General features: G+C 44.7%; 17 protein-coding genes. 1 reads left to right on the plus strand and 16 read right to left on the minus strand.

Annotated elements, in window-relative coordinates; all coding sequences use genetic code 11:
* Positions 1 to 90 precede the first annotated feature (90 nt).
* Positions 91 to 2,799 (minus strand): preprotein translocase subunit SecA, encoded by a 2,709-nt coding sequence (secA, locus tag HUZ36_RS20775; protein WP_125251073.1) that lies wholly within the window; start codon positions 2,797 to 2,799, stop codon positions 91 to 93.
* Between the two features lie 1,007 nt (positions 2,800 to 3,806).
* Between secA and HUZ36_RS20780 the strand changes: the two genes are divergently transcribed.
* Positions 3,807 to 4,292, plus strand: coding sequence for a DUF721 domain-containing protein (locus tag HUZ36_RS20780; RefSeq protein WP_176033876.1), 486 nt, complete (start codon positions 3,807 to 3,809; stop codon positions 4,290 to 4,292).
* Positions 4,293 to 4,332: 40 nt separating this feature from the next.
* On the opposite strand, the gene lpxC is transcribed toward HUZ36_RS20780, so the two are convergent.
* The 15 genes from lpxC to rsmH all read right to left on the minus strand — a co-directional run bounded on the left by lpxC (position 4,333) and on the right by rsmH (position 21,520).
* Positions 4,333 to 5,256, minus strand: coding sequence for a UDP-3-O-acyl-N-acetylglucosamine deacetylase (gene lpxC, locus HUZ36_RS20785; RefSeq protein ID WP_010368639.1), 924 nt, complete (start codon positions 5,254 to 5,256; stop codon positions 4,333 to 4,335).
* Between the two features lie 88 nt (positions 5,257 to 5,344).
* A complete protein-coding gene (gene ftsZ, locus HUZ36_RS20790) occupies positions 5,345 to 6,583 on the minus strand; it encodes a cell division protein FtsZ (protein WP_128731097.1) in 1,239 nt (412 codons plus the stop codon).
* 21 nt (positions 6,584 to 6,604) lie between these two features.
* Positions 6,605 to 7,837: a cell division protein FtsA gene (ftsA, locus tag HUZ36_RS20795; RefSeq protein WP_125251070.1), complete on the minus strand. Its 1,233-nt coding sequence runs from the start codon at positions 7,835 to 7,837 to the stop codon at positions 6,605 to 6,607.
* A complete protein-coding gene (locus HUZ36_RS20800) occupies positions 7,834 to 8,619 on the minus strand; it encodes a cell division protein FtsQ/DivIB (RefSeq protein WP_147389045.1) in 786 nt (261 codons plus the stop codon). Before HUZ36_RS20800 ends, ftsA begins: the two co-directional genes overlap by 4 nt.
* A 1-nt stretch (position 8,620) precedes the next feature.
* Positions 8,621 to 9,532, minus strand: a complete 912-nt coding sequence (locus HUZ36_RS20805) for a D-alanine--D-alanine ligase (protein ID WP_147389044.1) — start codon at positions 9,530 to 9,532, stop codon at positions 8,621 to 8,623.
* Positions 9,529 to 10,962 (minus strand): UDP-N-acetylmuramate--L-alanine ligase, encoded by a 1,434-nt coding sequence (gene murC / locus HUZ36_RS20810; RefSeq protein WP_125251067.1) that lies wholly within the window; start codon positions 10,960 to 10,962, stop codon positions 9,529 to 9,531. Before murC ends, HUZ36_RS20805 begins: the two co-directional genes overlap by 4 nt.
* 8 nt (positions 10,963 to 10,970) lie before the next feature.
* On the minus strand, positions 10,971 to 12,038 hold the full coding sequence (gene murG / locus HUZ36_RS20815; protein ID WP_147389043.1) for an undecaprenyldiphospho-muramoylpentapeptide beta-N-acetylglucosaminyltransferase: 1,068 nt from the start codon (positions 12,036 to 12,038) through the stop codon (positions 10,971 to 10,973).
* On the minus strand, positions 12,035 to 13,210 hold the full coding sequence (ftsW, locus tag HUZ36_RS20820) for a cell division protein FtsW (protein WP_128731102.1): 1,176 nt from the start codon (positions 13,208 to 13,210) through the stop codon (positions 12,035 to 12,037). The genes murG and ftsW overlap by 4 nt, the downstream gene beginning before the upstream one ends.
* Positions 13,203 to 14,531 carry a UDP-N-acetylmuramoyl-L-alanine--D-glutamate ligase gene (gene murD, locus HUZ36_RS20825; RefSeq protein WP_147389042.1) on the minus strand — a complete coding sequence of 443 codons (1,329 nt, stop codon included), beginning with the start codon at positions 14,529 to 14,531 and terminating at the stop codon, positions 13,203 to 13,205. The genes ftsW and murD overlap by 8 nt, the downstream gene beginning before the upstream one ends.
* Positions 14,531 to 15,613 (minus strand): phospho-N-acetylmuramoyl-pentapeptide-transferase, encoded by a 1,083-nt coding sequence (mraY, locus tag HUZ36_RS20830; RefSeq protein ID WP_125251063.1) that lies wholly within the window; start codon positions 15,611 to 15,613, stop codon positions 14,531 to 14,533. The genes murD and mraY overlap by 1 nt, the downstream gene beginning before the upstream one ends.
* Positions 15,607 to 17,001 carry a UDP-N-acetylmuramoyl-tripeptide--D-alanyl-D-alanine ligase gene (locus HUZ36_RS20835; protein WP_176033877.1) on the minus strand — a complete coding sequence of 465 codons (1,395 nt, stop codon included), beginning with the start codon at positions 16,999 to 17,001 and terminating at the stop codon, positions 15,607 to 15,609. Before HUZ36_RS20835 ends, mraY begins: the two co-directional genes overlap by 7 nt.
* A complete protein-coding gene (murE, locus tag HUZ36_RS20840) occupies positions 16,998 to 18,461 on the minus strand; it encodes a UDP-N-acetylmuramoyl-L-alanyl-D-glutamate--2,6-diaminopimelate ligase (protein ID WP_176033886.1) in 1,464 nt (487 codons plus the stop codon). The genes HUZ36_RS20835 and murE overlap by 4 nt, the downstream gene beginning before the upstream one ends.
* On the minus strand, positions 18,454 to 20,268 hold the full coding sequence (locus HUZ36_RS20845) for a peptidoglycan D,D-transpeptidase FtsI family protein (protein WP_128731105.1): 1,815 nt from the start codon (positions 20,266 to 20,268) through the stop codon (positions 18,454 to 18,456). The genes murE and HUZ36_RS20845 overlap by 8 nt, the downstream gene beginning before the upstream one ends.
* Complete coding sequence (gene ftsL, locus HUZ36_RS20850; RefSeq protein ID WP_128731106.1) at positions 20,265 to 20,588, minus strand: cell division protein FtsL; 324 nt, start codon at positions 20,586 to 20,588, stop codon at positions 20,265 to 20,267. Before ftsL ends, HUZ36_RS20845 begins: the two co-directional genes overlap by 4 nt.
* Complete coding sequence (rsmH, locus tag HUZ36_RS20855; RefSeq protein WP_176033878.1) at positions 20,588 to 21,520, minus strand: 16S rRNA (cytosine(1402)-N(4))-methyltransferase RsmH; 933 nt, start codon at positions 21,518 to 21,520, stop codon at positions 20,588 to 20,590. The genes ftsL and rsmH overlap by 1 nt, the downstream gene beginning before the upstream one ends.
* Positions 21,521 to 21,524: the final 4 nt, after the last annotated feature.

A 21,524-nucleotide genomic window follows, 5' to 3' on the forward strand; every position in this document is an offset into this window, starting at 1 on the left:
TAAGAAATTTTTAACGCTGTTAGCGTCAGATTTACTCCTTCAAATTGAGCAAGTATTAAGTCAAATTGGTATTAAATAATGATTATTCAATTATTTTAGCTTGCCACAACACTGCTTATATTTCTTGCCAGACTGACAAGGACATGGCTCATTACGGCCCACTTTTGGTTCAGTGCGGTCGCTCACTACAGCGCCCTGTGGTGCTTCACCACCTACGCGCTCAACTTCTTCGTGTTGATATTCGCGTGGTGCTTGCTCACTCTTACGATGTTGCTCTTCAACTTTCTCAACATCTTCCTCTGCACGAACCTGTACTTTGCTCAGAACACCTACAACGTCAATCTTCAAATTCTCAAGCATTTGTGAGAACAGCTCAAACGATTCACGCTTATATTCCTGCTTTGGATTTTTCTGCGCGTAGCCACGTAAGTGGATACCTTGGCGCAGATGATCCATCGCCGCTAAGTGATCTTTCCAGTGCTGATCTAGACTCTGTAACATCACTGCTTTTTCAAAATGACGTAGTACATCCTCACCCACCATCTGCTCTTTTTGCTTGTAGGCGTTATCTACTTCTTCAATAATGCGCTCACGAAGTACTTCTTCGTAAAGCTTGGTATCCTCTTCAAGCCATTTCGCAATCGGAAGCTCAACATGGAAATCGTTTTTCAAACGCTCTTCCAACGCTGGAACATCCCACATTTCAGCTAGGCTCTGTGGTGGAATGTATTGATCGATAGTCGCATTCAATACGTCTTCACGAATAGCGGTGATAGTTTCAGAGATATTACCTTCTTCGAGTAGCTCATTACGCTGCTCATAAACTACTTTACGTTGGTCGTTTGCCACATCATCATATTCAAGTAGTTGTTTACGAATATCAAAGTTGCGTGCTTCAACTTTACGCTGTGCATTTTCAATAGCGCGGTTCACCCATGGATGCTCAATAGCCTCACCACGTTGCATGCCTAGTTTGCGCATCATGTTAGTCATGCGTTCACCAGCAAAAATACGCATTAACGCATCATCCATTGATAAGTAGAAGCGGCTTGAACCAGCATCACCTTGACGACCAGCACGACCACGTAACTGGTTATCAATACGACGAGATTCATGGCGTTCTGTACCAATGATGTGCAAACCACCTGACGCGAGTACAGCATCATGGCGAGTTTTCCATTCCTGTTTAATTTGAGCAATTTGCTCTTCAGACGGATTTTCAAGTTTTTCAACATCCGACTGCCAGCTACCACCAAGCACAATGTCAGTACCACGACCCGCCATATTTGTTGCGATAGTCACTTTTCCTGGCAAACCTGCATCTGCAATGATATCAGCTTCTTGCGCATGGAATTTAGCATTCAGTACGTTGTGTTCGATTTTTTCTTTACGTAAGAAGTGAGAAAGGTATTCAGAACTTTCGATTGATACTGTACCAACGAGTACAGGTTGGCCACGTTCTTGGCAGCCTCGAATATCTTCAAGAATAGCTTCAAACTTCTCTTCTTGAGTTAAGTAGACTAAATCTGCACGGTCATCTCGCACCATAGGTTTATTGGTTGGGATAACAACAGTATCTAGACCATAAATTGATTGGAACTCAAATGCTTCCGTATCCGCCGTACCTGTCATACCTGCAAGCTTGTTGTAAAGGCGGAAATAGTTCTGGAAAGTGATTGAAGCCAACGTTTGGTTTTCATTTTGAATTCGAACGCCTTCTTTTGCTTCAACAGCCTGATGTAAACCTTCAGACCAACGACGCCCTTCCATCGTACGACCTGTATGTTCATCAACGATGATAACTTCGTTGTCTTTAACAACGTAATCAACATCTTTTTGGTACAGTTTGTGAGCGCGAAGCGCAGCATAAACATGACTTAACAATGAAATGTTGCCAGCAGAATAGAGCGAATCACCTTCTTCAATTAGATTACGCTCAGTAAGTAGCTCTTCGACCTTAACTTGACCACGTTCAGTTAAATGAACTTGTTTGCCTTTCTCATCAATAGTGAAGTCGCCATCACCTTCAACGCCTTCTTCATCTTCTTTTTCTTGCTGCACAAGTTCAGGAACGATCTTATTGATTTCAGCATATAATTCTGAGCTATCTTCGGCTGGGCCTGAAATAATAAGAGGTGTACGCGCTTCATCGATAAGGATTGAATCCACCTCATCCACAACAGCATAGTTCAGAGGACGTTGAACACGCTCTTCAACGCTAAATGCCATGTTATCGCGCAGGTAGTCAAAGCCAAACTCGTTGTTTGTCCCATAAGTAATATCGGCGCCGTAAGCCTGCTTTTTCTGTTGCGGCATCATACCTGGTACGTTACAGCCAACAGTCAACCCTAAAAATTCAAATAGTGGGCGGTTGGTTTCAGCATCACGTTTCGCTAGATAATCATTCACCGTGATCACGTGCACGCCTTTACCAGAGAGTGCATTCAAATATGCAGGTAGCGTCGCAGTTAATGTTTTACCTTCACCCGTTCTCATTTCTGAAATGCGACCTTGGTGCAACACCATACCACCTATCATTTGCACATCGAAATGACGCATTCCAAATACGCGCTTAGATGCTTCTCGCACCGTAGCGAACGCCTCTGGTAATAAGTCATCTAAACTTAATCCCTGCTCAACACGCTGTTTGAATTCAGCGGTTTTGGCTTTTAATTCGTCATCGCTTAATTTGGTATACTGCTCTTCTAAGGCATTGATTAAGGCGACTGTTTTTCTTAAGTTTTTGATGGTGCGATCATTACGACTACCAAAAATTTTGGTAAAAATATTAGCTAACATGTTTGAACCGATTCACTCTGTGTATTGGCTGACCCATACTTCTAAGCCAGTGTTATTAAGACTGGGTCGCGCTTGTCCTGCTGGCGACAAAAGCGTTCCTAAATTCAAGTTGCTAGATTGCCAATTTAGGAGTGAGCATTTGTGCATTGCCGAATTAAAATTATGCCCTATCATACCAGACTCTTTGCTTCTGCAAACCTTATTGAGCAAATAATACCGGCCTTAATTGCAAGAAATCTTTACTGTTAGGCGTAAGGTTACTATTGCACGTTATCAAGTTTTATTGACACATCACTCTAAAGCGCCTCCTCGATTTGGTTTGACTGGTCATATAACCTGAGCAACGGATAATAAGTACCTTTCGCACAGCCAGTTTTTCACACAAATTGACCAAGCACACGGCTGATGATAGCTAACACTATCTTGCTCAATACTTGTTCAATTTAGGGTGTAAACTGACAGAAGCTCACTTTATCCATACAGATAACATGACGAAAGAAGGTAAATAGCCTGGGCTTCAGATAATTAATACCTTTCTAGCAGCCATTTTCGACGCTAGACAATGAGATAAATTAAGCTTTGCCTTAACAGCAAGTTAGGGCACGCCTTATCAAACCCTCAGGGTAAATACGCTAGATGAGTTTTTTTAAGAAATAAGTTATACCAATTTGACTTAATACTTGCTCAATTTGAAGGAGCAAACCTGACGCTAACAGCGTTAAAAATTTCTTATTTAGAACAACTAAATAGCAAGTTTTTTGCCTAGTTATCGACAAGATTTTATTGCCTCAAAATAGACCTCTTAATTAAGAAAATTGGTATTAACTCGCTTATTTCTCAAACCCCAGATTTGTATTCACACAAATATTAGTACTTATGGATTTCTCAATATCGAGTCTCTGTTATAATTCAAAGAGACTGAGAAACGACAAATACGATACGTCATGTACCTGTGCTTGTTGATATGGCGGTTATTTTTTATTTTTCAACCTACGGGAAGTAAGTCATTGGCTAAAAATCGCTACAATCCAAAGCCATTGGATGAAGTTATGGGTGGGTGGTCTGATAAACTCAATCAGTATGGCCAAAAAAGTGCGCAGGCCGCACAATTACAAACTTGCTTAGTCGAGACGCTCGGACCTATTTTGAGTAAGAAGTGTCGAGTCGCGCATTATCGAGAAGGCACACTCACAATAGAGGCCGCTTCAGCGACCCTAGCCACACGCCTCAACTTTTTAAAAATGGATATACTTAGCGCTTTTCGAAAGGCGGGTGTTCATGACTGCGCTTTAGTGAAAATCACAACAAACCCTGAGGCACAACAGCGGCTAAACAATACTGTTGAGTCACCATCCACAGCTTACAAAGCTAACCGTAACATGAGCCAAGCAACTGGCGAGCAACTGCTGGCATTAGCAGAGTCGGCACCACCTTCATTGAAGGCCAAGCTAGAAAAATTAGCCAAACACGCAACCGCAGCGCAAAAAAAATGACGCCTCAGCGTCATTTTTTTATTAATACCAATTAAGATTTTTAAGCAGTTGCAGTATTGATACCAGCTTCCATACCTGGTGCAGGCATGCTGACCGGCTCTTCAAAGGTTGCCCACTCCCATGCTGATTCTGTCGCCATAATCTCGCGCAGTAACATGTTGTTAAGGCCGTGACCTGATTTGTAGCATGAAATTTTTCCTAGAATGTTGTGGCCCGCCATAAACATGTCGCCAACACAGTCTAAAATTTTGTGCTTTACAAATTCGTCCGCATAACGAAGCCCATCAGGATTCAATACTTTAAACTGATCCAGCACCACTGCGTTATCCATGCTGCCACCTAATGCAAGATTATTAGCGTGCATGTACTCAATGTCTCGCATGAAACCAAAAGTACGCGCTCGGCTGATCTCTTCAGTGAAGCTTTGTGCAGTGATGTCTAAACCAATACGTTGGCGGCTCGCATTTATTGCAGGATGGTTGAAGTCAATTTCAAAGTCGATATGAAAGCCGTCGTAAGGCTCTATTTCAGCCCATTTGTCGCCGTCTTCAACACGCACCTTCTCTTTAATGCGAATAAAACGCTTAGCAGCATTTTGTTCTTCAATACCGCCTTTCTGAATTAAGTAGATAAATGGCAATGCACTGCCATCCATAATCGGCACTTCAGCGCTATCTAATTCAACAATTAGATTATCAATCCCAAGTGCAGCTACCGCAGCAATTAAATGCTCAGTAGTAGACAAGCGAACACCGTCTTTATTCGTTAAACACGTACACAGTTGCGTGTCGCCCACAGCTTCTGGCGTTGTTTCAAAGTCAACAACTGGGTCTAGATCAACGCGGCGAAATACAACACCTGTATTCACACCAGCTGGTCGGAGAGTGATCGTGACCTTTTCACCTTTGTGTAAACCTACACCTGTGGCTTTTACGACTTGTGCAATCGTACGTTGTTTAATCATATATTCGCCCACTTAAATTTCAGATAGGCGGCGGAGTATAACATAGTTCCGCCAAACTGCCAATCTCTGTTTAATTTTTATACCAACTTTAGTCTGACTGCTTACGCAAGAAAGCAGGAATATCGAAGTAGTCGCCTTTTTCCTTACTATCATTGCTCGCATTTGTGGCCGGCTTCGGTGCTGCTTTTTGCTCTTGCACTTGAGGAGCTGGCGCTTCAGCTGGCTGTTCAGGCTCAGCTGATGACGTTTGTGGCTGTGTAAAACTTGGTACATACATGCTAGTTTGTGAGCTTGATTGTGCTCCACCTACCGCATCCGAACCTGACGCTTGCTTGAAACCATTGTCTACAATACCAAACTGAGGACGACGATCTCCACCAAGACCAGTAGCAACGACGGTAACTCTTAGCTCTTCGCTCATTTCAGGGTCAATTACCGCACCAACCACAACTGTCGCATTTTCTGACGCCAGTGCTTTGACATGATTACCGACGACCTCAAACTCCTCGATAGTGATATCCATACCCGCAGTAATATTTACCAAGATACCTTTTGCGCCAGTTAAATCAACATCTTCGAGTAAAGGGCTAGAAATTGCAGCTTCAGCAGCTTCTTGCGCTCTGTCTGGGCCTGTTGCTGATGCAGTTCCCATCATAGCTGTCCCCATTGCTGACATCACCGTTCTTACATCTGCAAAGTCAACGTTGATTAGACCTGAACGGGTGATCAGCTCTGCGATCCCCTGAACTGCGCCATAGAGTACATCATTCGCTTTAGCAAACGCATCTAGCAGTGTAGTCCCTTTACCAAGAACTTTAAGCAGTTTGTTGTTCGGAATTGTAATAAGTGAATCTACAATTTCTGACAACTCGGCAATCCCCTGCTCTGCTGCCGCCATACGCTTTTTGCCCTCTAGGTCAAATGGGCGCGTAACTACAGCGACAGTCAAAATACCTAATTCTTTTGCCGCGCGAGCAACCACAGGTGCAGCACCTGTACCTGTACCACCACCCATACCTGCGGCAATAAAGACCATATCGGCGCCTTCTAGACTACTTTTTATAGTCTCAAGGTCTTCTTCCGCTGCGCTTTTACCCACTTCAGGGTTTGCGCCAGCACCTAAGCCCGAAGTAATTTGTGTACCAAGCTGTACCGTAACATCCGCAGATGAACGGCGTAGCGCTTGTGCATCAGTATTCGCAACAATAAAACGAACACCTTCAATTTCTTGATTCACCATGTGTTCTACGGCGTTACCACCACCGCCACCAACACCGATGACTTTAATGACAGCTTCTTCGCTGTGCTGTTCCATAATATCAAACATCTTCACTCTCCGACTTGAGTATTAAAACTCGCCTTGGAACCATTTTGTAACACGGTTCCACCAACTCCCCTCTACATCTGCTTTCGACTTCTGTGCATTCATCGATTGTAGCGATCGACCATATTGTAATAGGCCAACGGCTGTTGCATATGCAGGGTCATCCACATAATCAGTTAATCCTTTAATACCAATCGGTTTACCTATTCTGACTGGCATTTGGAATATATCTTCAGCTACTTCTTGTGCTCCTTGCATCTTGGCGCTACCGCCGGTGAGCACAAGGCCAGCCGCAATTTGGTCTTCAAACCCAGAACGACGAATTTCGTCTTGCGCTAATTCAAATAGCTCTCTGAATCTAGGCTCTACTACTTCAGATAATGTATGACGCGACATTATCCGTGCAGGTCGCCCACCCACACTTGGTACTTCTATGGTTTCTTCACTTGAGGCCATTTGGCTTGCGGCATACGCATATTGTACTTTCAGAGACTCGGCATGCGAAATAGGTGTTCTAAATATTTTTGCAATATCTCCCGTCACTTGATTTCCAGCAACAGGAATAACCGCGGTATGACGCAATGCACCATTAACATAAATTGCAATATCCATGGTGCCACCACCGATATCTAATACTGCAACACCCAGTTCTTTTTCATCTTCCGTCAGTACCGAGTAGCACGACGCCAGTGCATTAAACGTCAACTGATCAACTTGTAGACCGCAGCGTTCAACACACTTTTCGATGTTTTTAGCCATATCATTCGAGCATGTAATAATATGAGCTTTTGCCTCCATTCGAACACCGCTCATGCCTAGTGGGTTTTTAATTCCCTCTTGCATATCGATGCTATATTCCTGAGGCAATGAATGCAGCATTTTGCGCTCAGCAGACATAGGCACAGAGCGTGCAATATGGATAACATTGGCAATATCATCATCCGTCACTTCCGCGTTGTTAATTGCGACCACACCGCTTTCATTTTGACATTGAATGTGTTTGCCAGAAATCCCCAAATATACCGAGCTAATTCGACAATCTGCCATTAGCTCAGCTTCATCTACGGCACGTTTGATGGATTCAGAAACAAGGTCTAAGTCATTCACTCCGCCTTTGTCCATTCCGTGAGAATCTTGGCGCCCAACACCGACAATACTAAGTTGATTGTCCACAGTGATTTCCCCAACCGTGGCGACGACCTTTGATGTGCCCACATCCAATCCAATCACTAAGTTTCTTTCTGCCGACTTCGTCATGCTTCACTCTTGTTATTTTGTTGTTCTTTCTGCTCAATGGGTTCTTTCCAACTCACTGCCAGTCCCGTGTCGTATCTTAAATCAATCACGTCTATCACTTTGCCTTCAGGGCGCTCCATGCGAGGATATACATCTATAAAACGTTGTACTCGTTTGGCTTTATCTTCTCGTCCCAAATTCAAGCGGATGCCGTTATCTAGCCATAATTGCCAAGCAAAACGTTCAGAAAGCGCGAGGCTCTCCAACCTAAACTGGTTCACGGCCAATAAAGCTTTAAACTGCTTAAATGTGTGCCAAGCTTCCTCAGCACTGCCTTCAGGGCCATATAACTCCGGTAGCCCTTCTGGTAATTTGTTGCTTATCGCTTGAAATACTTCACCATCACTATTGAGTAATAAGTCGCTATTCCAATGTGCAACGGGTTTATGCTCCACCACATATACTTGCAGTGTATCCGGCCATTGTTTTCTAACCGATACCGTGGCAATCCATGGAAGCGACTTTACGGCCTCATGCACCGCTTTTACATCCAATTTAAAGAAACTCGTTAAGTCGGTCGTTTTTATCGCCGTTACAATGTCATCTTCATTGGTAAAATAAGGCTTACCAAGTACTTTTAGCGTTTTTATCTGTGCATCATGATGCACGACTAACCAATCGCTTACCCAGTATGTACCTCGTATCAATGTAAAAATAACAGCAAAGAAAAAGCCCAGTCCCCAGAACAGGGGCCAGTTCACTTTGGAACTGATAAGCTTTGCCTTCACCAAAAATGCTCGCATCTTAAAGGGTTTGCTCCAAAATGCGAACAACTAATTGCTCAAAACTTACACCCGTTGCTTTTGCAGCCATAGGCACGAGAGACTTTTCTGTCATGCCGGGAACGGTATTGACTTCCAATAAATAGAAATGCCCCTGCTCATCTTGCATTGCGTCAACTCGCCCCCACCCCGTCGCGCCAACCAATTCAAACGCGTGTTTTGCCATCACCTGTAATTGTTCAGTATGCGCTGCGCTAATCTCTGCAGGGCAATAGTATTGAGTGCTATTAACTTGGTACTTAGCTTCGTAATCGTAAAACCCACGTGGGGTACGCATTTCAATAACAGGGAGCGCATCTTTACCTAGCATGGACACCGTAAATTCGCGACCTGTGATCCATTGCTCTACTAAAACTTGGTCGTCAAATTTGAAGGCGTTATTTAGTGCTCCAGTGAGGCTTTCTTCACTATCGGCTTGTGCCATACCAATACTAGAGCCTTCGTGGCTCGGCTTGACCATGACTTTACCAAATTGTGCTATGAGTGCCTTAGCATCAAATCCCGTTTCTTTGCTCACGACAGCGTAAGGTGCAGTGCTGAGCTTTGCCGACTGAAATAAGTGCTTACAGCGAACTTTATCCATCGCAAGCGCGCTGCCTAATACACCGCTACCTGTATATGGGATCCCCATAAACTCAAGAGCGCCCTGAATCGTGCCATCTTCGCCACCACGACCGTGTAGCGCAATGAATACGCGTTCCACACCGAGTTCTTTCAGTTCCCATAAATTACGCTCTGCTGGGTCAAAAGCAATTGCGTCAACACCTTGGCTAACAAAAGCATTTAATACCGCATTACCAGACTTAAGCGAAACTTCTCGCTCAGCCGAACTGCCACCAAGTAATACTGCTACTTTACCAAACTGACTACTCATAACTTACTCTGTTTTAATTGCTCTATTGATAGCCCTGTTGCGGCTAGCTGTTTTACGATTTGGCCAATATTACCAGCTCCTTGCGTTAACACTAAATCTCCATCTTGTAGCGTGGTTGCTAATACTTGCGCAAGTTCAGCATGATCGCTGATATGGATAGGCTCTACGCCACGTTGACGTAAGCTACGGCACAAACTTTTACTATCTGCACCAACAATTGGTGTTTCACCAGCACTGTAAACATCCAACAGCAGTAACTTATCAGCATCACATAGTACTTTTACGAAATCTTCATATAGGTCTCTTGTGCGGCTATAGCGATGAGGCTGATAGATCATCACAAGGCGCTTATCTGGCCAGCCAGCTTTTGCAGCTTGGATGGTCATAGCGACTTCAGAGGGATGATGTCCGTAGTCATCAACTAACATCACTTCTCCAACTTCGTTTTTAAATGCACCATAATGTTGGAAGCGACGGCCAACGCCTTCAAAGCTCGCTAATGCTTGATAAATCGCATCATTTTCAATGTTGTGATCTTTAGCAACAGCTATCGATGCCACAGCATTGAGAGCATTGTGCTTACCTGGCATATTGAGTGTAACCTCAAGCACCTCACCTTCTTTTGTTTTTACTTTAAAGTGTGATTCACTCTGTGTTTGTGTGAAATCAAATAACTGATAGTCAGCGTCCGCCGCTTCGCCATAAGTAATAGTGGGTCTTGCAAAGCGAGGTAGTAGCTCTTTTGCTACAGGGGAGTCAATACAAACAACCGCTAAACCGTAAAACGGTAAATTATGGATAAACTCTATGTAGGTGTCTTTCATTTTTTCAAAGTCACCGTCATAAGTATCCATATGATCTGCTTCGATATTTGTAACTACAGATACCATTGGCTGCAAGTGTAAAAACGACGCATCGCTTTCATCTGCTTCCGCAATAAGGTACTCACTGCTACCTACTTTGGCGTTGCTACCAGCACTATTTAATAGACCGCCAATGATAAAAGTAGGATCTAACTGTGCCTTGGCAAAAATACTCGCAATCAAGCTTGTTGTTGTCGTTTTGCCATGCGTTCCAGCGACTGCTATACCGTGGCGAAAGCGCATCAGTTCGGCAAGCATTTCTGCACGTCGAACAATCGGTGTTCGATTGGCAAGCGCAGCTTGGATCTCTGGGTTTTGCTCATTAATTGCGCTAGACACTACAACCACATCTGCGGTTTTTACATTATCGGCATGGTGGCCTATGAAAACCTCAGCGCCCATTTTGCTTAAACGCTCAGTCATTGCACTGTTAGCAATATCTGAACCTGTGATACGGTAACCTTCAAAGGCCAGCACTTCGGCAATACCACCCATACCAGCACCACCAATTCCAATAAAGTGGATGGTGTTGATACGTCGCATTGCTCTTCTGCTTGAAGCTTCCATTTACATTCCTAATTCGATAATTCTGTACAAATATGGGCAACTTTAGCCGTTGCCTCCGACTTACCGCATTGTCTCGCTTTAGCTGCCATCAGTGCAATTTTTTTCGGCTCAGTGACTAAGGGCAATAATATCTGCGTGAGTGTTTCAGCGCTCAACTGTGATTGCTGTACTAGCTGTGCAGCCCCCGCTGAGACTAAAAACTGAGCATTCGCTGTTTGGTGATCATCAACAGCGTGTGGAAAAGGCACAAATACTGCCATTTTTCCAGCAGCCGCGATTTCACTTACAGTCAAGGCGCCTGCCCGGCAAATTACAATATCTGACCAAGCGTATGCAGTGTCCATATCATGAATGAACTCGCTGACCTCAGCATTAACACCCACATTTTCATAATGTTTTTGCACGTCATTTTGATTGTTTTTGCCGCTTTGATGGCGAACTGCCAGTGATACATCAGGTGCTTGTTGTTGTAACTGAGCCAGCCCTTCAGGTACCACTTCATTGAGTGCTCGTGCGCCAAGCGAGCCTCCCACTATCAATATGTTTAGCGGTACCGAAGGCGATTTTTCTGTTATCTCGGCCACACTCGCTCTCACAGGGTTGCCTACGACATCAGCGAGCTTTTCACTAAATGCGCCTGGAAACCCTGCCAATACTTTGGTGGCAATTTTAGCCAACAGTTTGTTACTCATTCCCGCAACTGCATTTTGCTCGTGGATCACCAAAGGGATCCCAAGCAGTTTTGCAGCCACACCAACAGGCCCCGTCACATAGCCTCCCATAGCCAAAACCACATCGGGCTTACGTTGTCGCAATATCTTTTTGGCTGCAAGTATGGCCTTCAGCACCATAAATGGCGCGGTAATTAAGCGTTTTATACCATTACCACGAACCCCTTTCATGGCAATAAAATCTATCTCAAAGCCGTAACGTGGAACCACGTCGGCTTCCATTCTATCGGCAGTCCCAACCCAGCTCACTAGCCAGGCTTGGCTTTGTAGAAACTGCGCTACAGCAATACCAGGAAAAATGTGCCCTCCTGTACCGCCCGCAACCACAAGAAGACGCTTTGTCATCGCCTACCTCCACGGGATGTTGCTTGCCTTGTCGACATTTTAGTTTCAAAATCAATACGCTGTAGAATAGCAGCCGCAATTGTCATCACCCAAAGACTCGAACCACCATAAGAGATAAATGGCAGAGTGAGGCCTTTGGTGGGCAAGATCCCTGCACTTGCGCCAATATTTACAACGGCTTGAAAAGCAAACCAAATACCAATCCCCAGCGCAAAGTACCCCTCATACTCCTTATTGGCCTTCAGTGCTTTTTGACCAATAAAAAGCGCTCGAGTCACTAACACACCCAGTAAAATGATAATGCTGAATACACCAACAAAGCCGAGCTCTTCAGCGATGACAGCAAAAATAAAGTCGTTATGCGCCTCTGGCAGGTATTGTAGTTTTTGGATGCTATTGCCCAAACCTTGACCAAACCAGCCTCCCTGTCCATAAGCCATCAACGACTGTACTAATTGATAACCGGCACCAAATGGGTCTTCCCAAGGATTTAAAAAACCGACTACTCGCTTCATTCGATAAGGCTCAATGATGATGAGTAACACCACCAAAGAAACCCCTGTTAACATCAAAGTGAAAAACTGCCATAACTTTGCGCCTGCTAAAAATAACAAACCAACCGTTGTGACAAACATGACCACTACAGTTCCTAAGTCAGGCTGCATTAAAATTAAAAATGCGTAAGCCGCAAATACTATCATGGGCTTGGCGAAGCCTTTGATATTCTCTTGTACTTCATCGCGTTTGCGTACCAAATAACCCGCAATATAACTAAAGAAAAATAGCTTTGACGCTTCAGCAACTTGCAGACCAAACGGCCCCAACGGGATCCATCGTCTCGCGCCATTCACTTCTCTGCCGATAATCAGTACTGCAACCAATAATATCAGTCCAAAAAGTAACAAATATGGATTGCTCCGTTTCCACCAAGTCATCGGAATATTTGAGGTAAACCAAAACAGTAAAAAAGAGCCGACTAAAAAAATGACATGCCGAATAGTAAAGTGCAGCGGATTATCAAACAGGCGCTCGGCAACCGGCATTGATGCACTCGTGACCATCACAAACCCCACTCCAATAAGCATCAGCATGCAGTACATCAATGGCACGTCAAACAAGCTTTCGGACTGGCGAGGCGTTAAAGCCTCTCTTAGGTTTGTGATACTAAACAAGCGTGTGTTCCTCCACTAACTGAACGAACTCATCACCGCGAGCCATATAATTTGGATACATATCTATGCTGGCACACGCAGGCGCAAGCAAGACAATATCCCCAATGGTAGCAATACTCTTTGCCGCAATAACCGCTTCTTTAAGATTATTGACTCTATGGCTGTTGCGCAGCAGCGGCATAAACTGCTCACCGTCCTGACCAAAACAAAATAGAGCTTTACAGTGTGCGTTTAGCGGTGCTTTCAACGGTGTTAAATCGGCACCTTTGGCATCACCGCCGGCTATCAAGATAATATTTCGCTTAGTGCTTGCTAATGATTCAATCGCAGCCACCGTTGACCCTACATTGGTGGCTTTCGAATCGTTGAAATAGCGCACGCCAGCAACATCCGCGACCAATTGACAGCGATGAGGTAAGCCACGAAACGCTCCAAATGCAGTGACAAATGCGCTAGTTGGCAGCTGCATCGGCGCCAATAATGCCAACACGGCCAAAGCATTAAACTGATTGTGTTTACCCACCATCGCAAGCGAGCTTACAGGCAATAATGGCGTTTGCTTGTAGGCAAAATAAGGTTCGTGTGCCACCTTCATCAAATGATAATCCCCTTCAGTGAGGGATACACTGCTGCCTTGACCATGTTCTGCAAAGGTATGTTGATCTTCAGCATTAAAAACAATATGTTCAACATGCTGATAAATACGCTGCTTGGCTTTAATATAGGCCTGAAAATCTGGATACCTGTCCATATGATCTTCTGTAATATTCAAGATCATCGCAGACAAACAAGCTAAGCTGTGGGTTGTTTCTAGCTGAAAACTAGATAGCTCCAACACATACACATCGCGTTCATCATCAAGTATTGACAGTACTGACGTGCCAATATTTCCGCCAAGTCCAACTTTTAACCCTGCGGCTTTGAGTACTTCTGTTGCTAAACTCACCACTGTCGACTTGCCATTTGACCCAGTTACAGCAATAACAGGGCGAGTGTTCAGTCGAGCAAATAGTTCAATATCACCAATTACCTCCACTCCCTTAGCAATAGCCTGTGCCACGCTCTGTTCAAAAAGCGGGATCCCTGGGCTGATAATGATAAGGTCGGTCTGTGCCAAAGCGGCATCTGCAAGGTTGCCAAATACCGCCTCACAATCCGGTGCATTATGATTCAGCCAATCTGCACAGGGAGGAACCGGACGGCTATCTACCACCTTTGGATTGATACCGTGCGACAACAAAAAACGCACAATCCCTTGTCCTGTGACGCCAAGCCCCAGTACGGTGATATGTTTTTTTTGTAATTGTTCAATATACGTCATTATCTAATCTTCAACGTGGCAAGACCTGCTAGCACCAAAATGATTGAAATGATCCAAAAGCGCACGATCACGCGAGGTTCAGGCCAGCCTTTTAGTTCATAGTGATGATGAATAGGTGCCATTCTAAAAATTCTCTGTCCTCGGAGCTTGTAAGAGCCAACTTGTAAAATAACGGACAGTGCCTCCATAACAAATACGCCACCCATAATGATCAACACCAATTCTTGGCGCACCAGAATTGCAATAATGCCAAGTGCACCACCAAGGGCTAACGAGCCAACATCCCCCATAAACACTTGTGCGGGATAAGTGTTAAACCATAAAAAGCCAAGTCCAGCACCAACAATTGCAGTACAGACCACCACCAACTCACTTGTTAGTGGTAAATGAGGAATATGAAGGTAGCTTGAGAAATTCGCGTTACCAGTCACATAAGCGATAATGGCAAGAGCCGAAGCAACCAAGATAGTTGGTACTATCGCCAACCCATCAAGACCGTCTGTAAGGTTAACGGCATTTGAAGTGCCCACAATCACAAAATAGCTCATCACCAAGTAGAACAAACCAAGTTGCGGCAGGACATCTTTCAAAAATGGTACAACTAGGGTTGTTTCAGCCGCATTGGTTGAGGTGAAGTATAAAAATGCAGCGGTAGAGATTGCGATCACTGACTGCCAAAAGTATTTCCAACGGGCGATAAGGCCTTTACTGTCTTTTCGGATCACTTTGCGATAATCATCAACAAAACCCACAATACCCAAACTGCCGATCACAAACAGCGTTACCCATACATATTTGTTACTCAAATCTCCCCAAAGTAACGTGCTGGTAAAAATAGCTGCAAGGATCAAAATCCCGCCCATGGTTGGTGTACCAGATTTAGAAAGATGAGATTCAGGACCATCATCGCGTACTGTTTGTCCAATCTGCATGCGCTGTAGTGCCGCAATAAGTTTTGGACCGAAATATAAAGAGATCATCAAGGCTGTTAAAATACCTAAAATCGCTCTTAAAGTGAGGTAAGAAAAAACGTTAAACCCCGAATAGTATTGGGTAAGATACTCGGCTAGCCAAACTAACATGTTACTTCTCCTGTCTCGCTATCCGACTGGCCAGCGTTTACTAATTCTTCAACCAGCAATTCCATCCGCGCGCTACGTGATCCTTTTACAATGACCGTGCATCGGCCTGATTGCTCAGCCAACACTACTTTTAACGCCTTCATCAAACTTTCTCTTGTGGAGAAATGACGATTTGGTTTTTCAAATACATTACTGGCGCTACTACTTAGCACCCCCAAAGAAAACAACTCATCAATGCCTTGCTGTTTCGCGTACTCGCCTACTTCTTTGTGATACTCACGAGCCCCTTCACCAAGCTCAGCCATATCACCTAGCGCTAATACTTTATATCCTGACATCGAAGCCAGTAAATCAATGGCGGCATTGACCGACTTGACATTGGCATTGTAAGTATCATCAACAACTCGTAGCGTATCTGACACTTGGATCATGTTGACTCGGCCTTTCACTTCAGCCATCTGTGCAAGACCCGTAGCCACTTCTTCAAGGCTGGCACCTAACTCAGTTGTTAACGCCGCAGCAATGAGCGCATTACTGACATTGTGTTGTCCTGAAAGTGGTAAGCTAACCCTGACACTCTGGTTGTCTCGGCATAACTTAAAGGTAGGTCTAGCCAACTCGTCTAGCGCCACCTCGTCCATCCATATGTCGAGCTGTTCATGCAAGCTATAACGTTTAACATTCGTGACAGTTAGGTTTTCTTGCCACATCGCAGCGTAATCGCTATCAGCGTTAATCACAGCGACACCATTTACTTTTAGGCCTGAAAAGATTTCCCCTTTGGCTTTACCTACACCATCTATTGAGCCAAACCCTTCAATGTGTGCAGGTGCAACGTTGCATACAGTGGCAACATCAGGACTCACGAGCGCGGTGGTATAGGCTATTTCCCCTAAATGATTAGCACCTAATTCAACCACTGCATATTGATCTTCTTCAGTCAACCGCAGCAAGGTTAAAGGAACACCTATATCATTGTTAAAATTACCTTTTGTTGCTAACACTTTGCCTTTTTGCGCTAAAATAGCAGCGCACATTTCCTTTACCGTGGTTTTTCCAACACTGCCGGTGATCGCAATGGTTTTAGGCGCCACAGTGTCAATCACAGCTTTACCAATTTGACCTAAAGCAATACGGGTGTCATCAACGACAAACTGCACTAAATCAATATCTTCATCAGGGCAAGATACAATAGCCGCTATCGCGCCCCGCGCCTTAGCCACTTCCAAAAAGCGATGGCCATCAAAGTTAGGCCCTTTAAGCGCTAAAAATACTTCTCCAGACTCAATGGTTCTGGTGTCCGTATTGATGTTGGCGACTGCCAAATTCTCCCCGTTGTAAGAGGTTTTTAAGACTGCTGCAAGCCAAGAGAAATCCATCTTGATCATGCCTTTTCCCCTTTTAAAATCGCTGTAACACATTGCCTATCGCAAAAATCAATGCGCTCAGTACCTATAATCTGATAATCTTCATGACCTTTACCCGCGATCAACACCACACTATTTTTATCAGCCAGCGCTATCGCGTGTTGAATGGCCAGCCCTCTATCTGGCTGGCAGACAGCATACTCAGGGTTGATGAGTCCTGCCTTAATATCTGCAATGATTACATTAGGATCTTCACTGCGAGGATTGTCACTGGTGATCACCAATTTATCCGCAAACTTTTCCGCCGCTCGGGCCATCTCAGGACGTTTGCCTTTGTCTCTATCACCACCACACCCAAACACACAGATAAGTTCGCCTGGGACATGTGCACGTAATGCTTGTAACGCTAGCGCTAAAGCGTCGGGGGTATGGGCATAATCGACAATACAAGTTGGCTTTTCTGGTGCACTATAAGGCTCCATACGCCCAGCTACCGGCGATAATTTAACGCAGGCACAGGCTAGTGTTTCGAGACTTTCTCCTTGAAGGAGTAAGCTGGCAAACGCAGCAGTTAAGTTATACAGGTTAAACTCACCATAGAGTGGCACGTTAATTTGACACTCACCCCAGCTGGTTTTTAATGTCGCGCTCAAACCATGCGGATGTGTTGATACTGCATCAAAAAATACGTATTGCTTGAACGCATGTTTTGCATCCCAGCGCCCGTAAGCAACGAGAGTTTCATCATTGAGGGCATGCGCCCAGCTAGCGCCAACCTCGTCATCAATGTTGATGACCTTGTGCTTAGGCGCACAACGAGTAAAAAGTAATTTTTTGGCTTCTGCGTAGCTTTGCATATCACCATGATAATCAAGGTGATCACGAGTCAGGTTAGTGAAAATCGCCACATCAAAGTTACACTCATCAACGCGCCCCTGAACTAAACCGTGAGAGGAAACCTCCATAGCTACGTGCGTAAAATCGCGGCTCAACGTAGCGAGAATACGTTGTAAGTCGACATTTGATGGCGTGGTATTTGCCAATGGAATAAGTGTATCAGGATGACCAAAGCCAAGAGTCCCAACCACCGCTCCTGCGCGGCCAATTAAAGTGGCTAAATTAGCAATCATGGCAGTAGTCGTAGACTTGCCGTTGGTACCGGTCACCCCTGTTAATTTCAGCTTTTTGCTTGGCTGGCAATAAAATTGGGCAGCGATAGCCGCTAGTTTCTCAGTTAGGTTATCCACAAAAATAACCTGCTCTGGTGCCACATTTGGTTCACTTGCTGTTTCAGCTAATACGCACTTAGCTCCTTGCGCAATTGCACTGGCAGCATATTTAGCGCCGTTTTGGGTATGCCCCTGTAACGCAATAAAGCAATCTCCAGGTTCAATCGCTCTACTATCAATTCGTAAGTTCTTAACTTCAATAGTATGAGTATTGACTCCAAATTCACTTAATATTTGAGCCAAATCACGCATCATTATCGGCTCCTGAAACATACGCTACACGCCCTTTATCTGGCGCTACATTTAAAATTCTTAGTGCATTAGACATGATTTCTGCAAAAGCCGGTCCCGCAGTTTGGCCGCCGTAATAAACATCACCTGCTGGCTCATTAACCATAACAACCACCGCAAGTCGCGGATCGCTCACCGGTGCAACCCCCGCGAAATAACCAACATACTCATCACCATAGCCGCCTGCTACTGCTTTTTCTGAAGTACCGGTTTTCCCCGCAGCGCGATACCCATCAACTTTTACGTTATGGGCGGTGCCGCCACGCTCAAACACAGATTCCATCATTTCCACTACAGCTTGAGTATCTTGCTCGCTAAATATACGTCTCCCCTCTGGGACTTCGTCTTGCTTCACTATGGTCAAAGGTCTCAATATGCCCCCAGCGCCAAACATGGCATATAACCTTGCCATTTGTGCCGTACTCACAGAAACCGCGTAGCCATAGGACAAGGTTGCTATTTCGAAGTTAGACCAGCGACGGTTTGGATAAAACAATCCGGCGCTTTCACCAATCATATTTGACCCTGTCGGTTCGCCAAAACCAGCTTGTTGATATAAATTGATGAATGCTTCTTTCGGTAGCATTTGCGAAATTTTAGCCACCCCCATATTACTGGAGATTTTAAGAATTTCTCTGAGGCTTAGCTCCCCATTATTACGTGTATCTTTAACTAACCCACCACTTAAGTTCATCCAACCAGGGTGTGTATTTATCGTGTCATTAGCTTGGATTGCGCCATAATGTAATCCTGCTAACACCGCCAAAGGCTTTAGTGTTGAACCTGGCTCAAATAAGTCTGTCATGGCGCGATTACGACGTTTATAGGGCGCTGCCGTGCTCAGATCATTAGGATTAAAACTTGGACTGTTTACTAAAGCTAAAATTTCACCAGTGTGAACATCTACTACTATTGCTGAGCCAGAAGTCGCCTTGTAGCTCAAAACTGCGGATTTGAGCGCTCGGTATGCGATGGCTTGAATACGTAAATCAATACTTAAGTACACATCTTCAGGCTCAACCCGTTGTTCTTCAGATAAAACCTGAACCTCACGGCCTTGAGCATCTTTACGGATTGTTCGTTTACCAGCAGTGCCGGTGAGTGCAGAATCAAACATCCGCTCCACACCTTCAATACCTTTGCCGTCAATATCGGTTACACCTATCATATGTGCCGTGACTTCACCACTTGGGTAAAAGCGCTTAGACTCATCAAGCAGGTGAACGCCTGGTAGGCGCATTTGACGAATATAATTAGCGACGACTGCTGTCACTTGCCGCTTTAAATAAACAAAACGACGGCTTGGGTCTCCCCTAAGCCGTTCATCTACACTTTGTGGTTTTAGCCTGAGCACATCGGCTAGTTCTTTCCAACGGATCTCATCGTCATACCAAGCTTGTTTTCGCAATGTCAGCTCTGGCTCATTTTGTGCCAATGCCTTGTGGTCTTCTCCCTCTTTGCGAGCTTTACGGAGTACCTTTTTTGCCAACGCTTTATCGATCGCCAAAGGATCAGCATACACACTTACCACAGGTACGCTTACCGCTAGCTCTTTGCCATTTCGGTCAAAAATCATCCCGCGCTGAACATTTAACTTTTCAACACGAACTGTACGCTTTTCGTTTTCTTTAATCGCTTTATCAGGCTCTATGACTTGCAAAAATGCCGCTCGTGCGACCAAAGTCATAAAAACCATAAGCATCACGCCACATACCAGCGCAAAGCGCCAAGTGATGATTGATTGAGTCTTTTGCTTTGGCTTATTCATGGCAGCACAATCACCTGTTCGTCTTTACTTGTTGGACGTTTCATTTCTAGCTGCATCTTGGCAATCTCTTCAATCCTTGCATGCTGTGAATAAAATTCCTCTTCAACAACGAGGTAACGCCATTGCAGATCTAATTCATCACGTTGCTGTAATAGCTCATCTTGTAGTATTAATTGTTGCCTAGTTAAATGTGTGATCTGAACAACACAAAGTGCAGAAATCAAGATCGTCACCAGCAACAACGCCGTCAGCTTATTAGAAATTAAGAAGTGGCTAATTTCGACAAACAGATTCGGTTGGCGTTGCTTGCTGGCATTCATTAGAGCTTCTCCGCCACTCGCAATACCGAGCTGCGAGAGCGTGGGTTCAGTGCAATCTCTTGATCGCTCGGTTTAATGGCTTTACCCACTGCCTTTAAGGTGAGATTTTGTTTAAGTTGTTCATCCGTTAAAGGCAGACCTCTGGGTATCGCCTCTCCCTTACTCTGCTTCTTGATAAACTGCTTTACGATACGATCTTCTAAGGAATGGAACGAGATCACCACTAACCGCCCACCAGGTTTTAATACCGCTAGGGAGGCTTGCAATGCCGTCTGAATTTCTTCTAACTCACTGTTAATGTAAATTCGAATAGCTTGAAAAGTGCGAGTTGCGGGGTGCTTGTGCTTATCTTTCACAGGCACAGCATCATCAATTAATTGCGCTAATTGCGCCGTGGTGGTAATTGCGGTGTGCTCGCGTATTTCGATGATTTTACGTGCAATACGGGTGGCAAACTTCTCTTCACCGTATTTTTTTATCACAAACACCATTTCTTCTAGCTCAGCTTCAGCGAGCCATTGAGCAGCACTTCGACCCGAATCAGGATCCATCCGCATATCCAGTGGCCCGTCTTTCATAAAACTAAAACCACGATCGGCATCGTCAAGTTGAGGAGAAGACACGCCTATATCCAGTAAAATACCGTCGACTTGACCTAAAATTCCAGCCTCTTCAGCGACTGATTTTATTTCTGAGAAACGACTGCGCGCGATTGCAAAGCGCGTATCATCAGCAAACTTCTGAGCAGCTTTGATCGCTTGAGGATCCTGATCAATCGCTTGCAAACGCCCAGAGGTTAATCGCTTGAGGATTTCGCCTGAGTGCCCACCTCGTCCAAATGTTCCGTCGATATAAATACCTTCGGGATTGATTGCTAGAGCATCTAATGTTTCGGCCATTAACACCGAAATATGCTTAAACTCTTCGCTCATTAAT

Origin of the sequence: Pseudoalteromonas sp. McH1-7, from assembly GCF_013366255.1 — a bacterium.
Classification (GTDB): Bacteria; Pseudomonadota; Gammaproteobacteria; order Enterobacterales; family Alteromonadaceae; genus Pseudoalteromonas; species Pseudoalteromonas peptidolytica.

What these genes read in the sequence shown, in the direction of transcription:
- secA (WP_125251073.1), bottom strand. Translation starts at nt 2,799, where the DNA reads ATGTTAGCTAATATTTTTACCAAAATTTTTGGTAGTCGTAATGATCGC.
- lpxC (WP_010368639.1), bottom strand. Translation starts at nt 5,256, where the DNA reads ATGATTAAACAACGTACGATTGCACAAGTCGTAAAAGCCACAGGTGTA.
- ftsZ (WP_128731097.1), bottom strand. Translation starts at nt 6,583, where the DNA reads ATGTTTGATATTATGGAACAGCACAGCGAAGAAGCTGTCATTAAAGTC.
- ftsA (WP_125251070.1), bottom strand. Translation starts at nt 7,837, where the DNA reads ATGACGAAGTCGGCAGAAAGAAACTTAGTGATTGGATTGGATGTGGGC.
- HUZ36_RS20800 (WP_147389045.1), bottom strand. Translation starts at nt 8,619, where the DNA reads ATGCGAGCATTTTTGGTGAAGGCAAAGCTTATCAGTTCCAAAGTGAAC.
- HUZ36_RS20805 (WP_147389044.1), bottom strand. Translation starts at nt 9,532, where the DNA reads ATGAGTAGTCAGTTTGGTAAAGTAGCAGTATTACTTGGTGGCAGTTCG.
- murC (WP_125251067.1), bottom strand. Translation starts at nt 10,962, where the DNA reads ATGGAAGCTTCAAGCAGAAGAGCAATGCGACGTATCAACACCATCCAC.
- murG (WP_147389043.1), bottom strand. Translation starts at nt 12,038, where the DNA reads ATGACAAAGCGTCTTCTTGTGGTTGCGGGCGGTACAGGAGGGCACATT.
- murD (WP_147389042.1), bottom strand. Translation starts at nt 14,531, where the DNA reads ATGACGTATATTGAACAATTACAAAAAAAACATATCACCGTACTGGGG.
- mraY (WP_125251063.1), bottom strand. Translation starts at nt 15,613, where the DNA reads ATGTTAGTTTGGCTAGCCGAGTATCTTACCCAATACTATTCGGGGTTT.
- HUZ36_RS20835 (WP_176033877.1), bottom strand. Translation starts at nt 17,001, where the DNA reads ATGATCAAGATGGATTTCTCTTGGCTTGCAGCAGTCTTAAAAACCTCT.
- murE (WP_176033886.1), bottom strand. Translation starts at nt 18,461, where the DNA reads ATGCGTGATTTGGCTCAAATATTAAGTGAATTTGGAGTCAATACTCAT.
- HUZ36_RS20845 (WP_128731105.1), bottom strand. Translation starts at nt 20,268, where the DNA reads ATGAATAAGCCAAAGCAAAAGACTCAATCAATCATCACTTGGCGCTTT.
- ftsL (WP_128731106.1), bottom strand. Translation starts at nt 20,588, where the DNA reads ATGAATGCCAGCAAGCAACGCCAACCGAATCTGTTTGTCGAAATTAGC.
- rsmH (WP_176033878.1), bottom strand. Translation starts at nt 21,520, where the DNA reads ATGAGCGAAGAGTTTAAGCATATTTCGGTGTTAATGGCCGAAACATTA.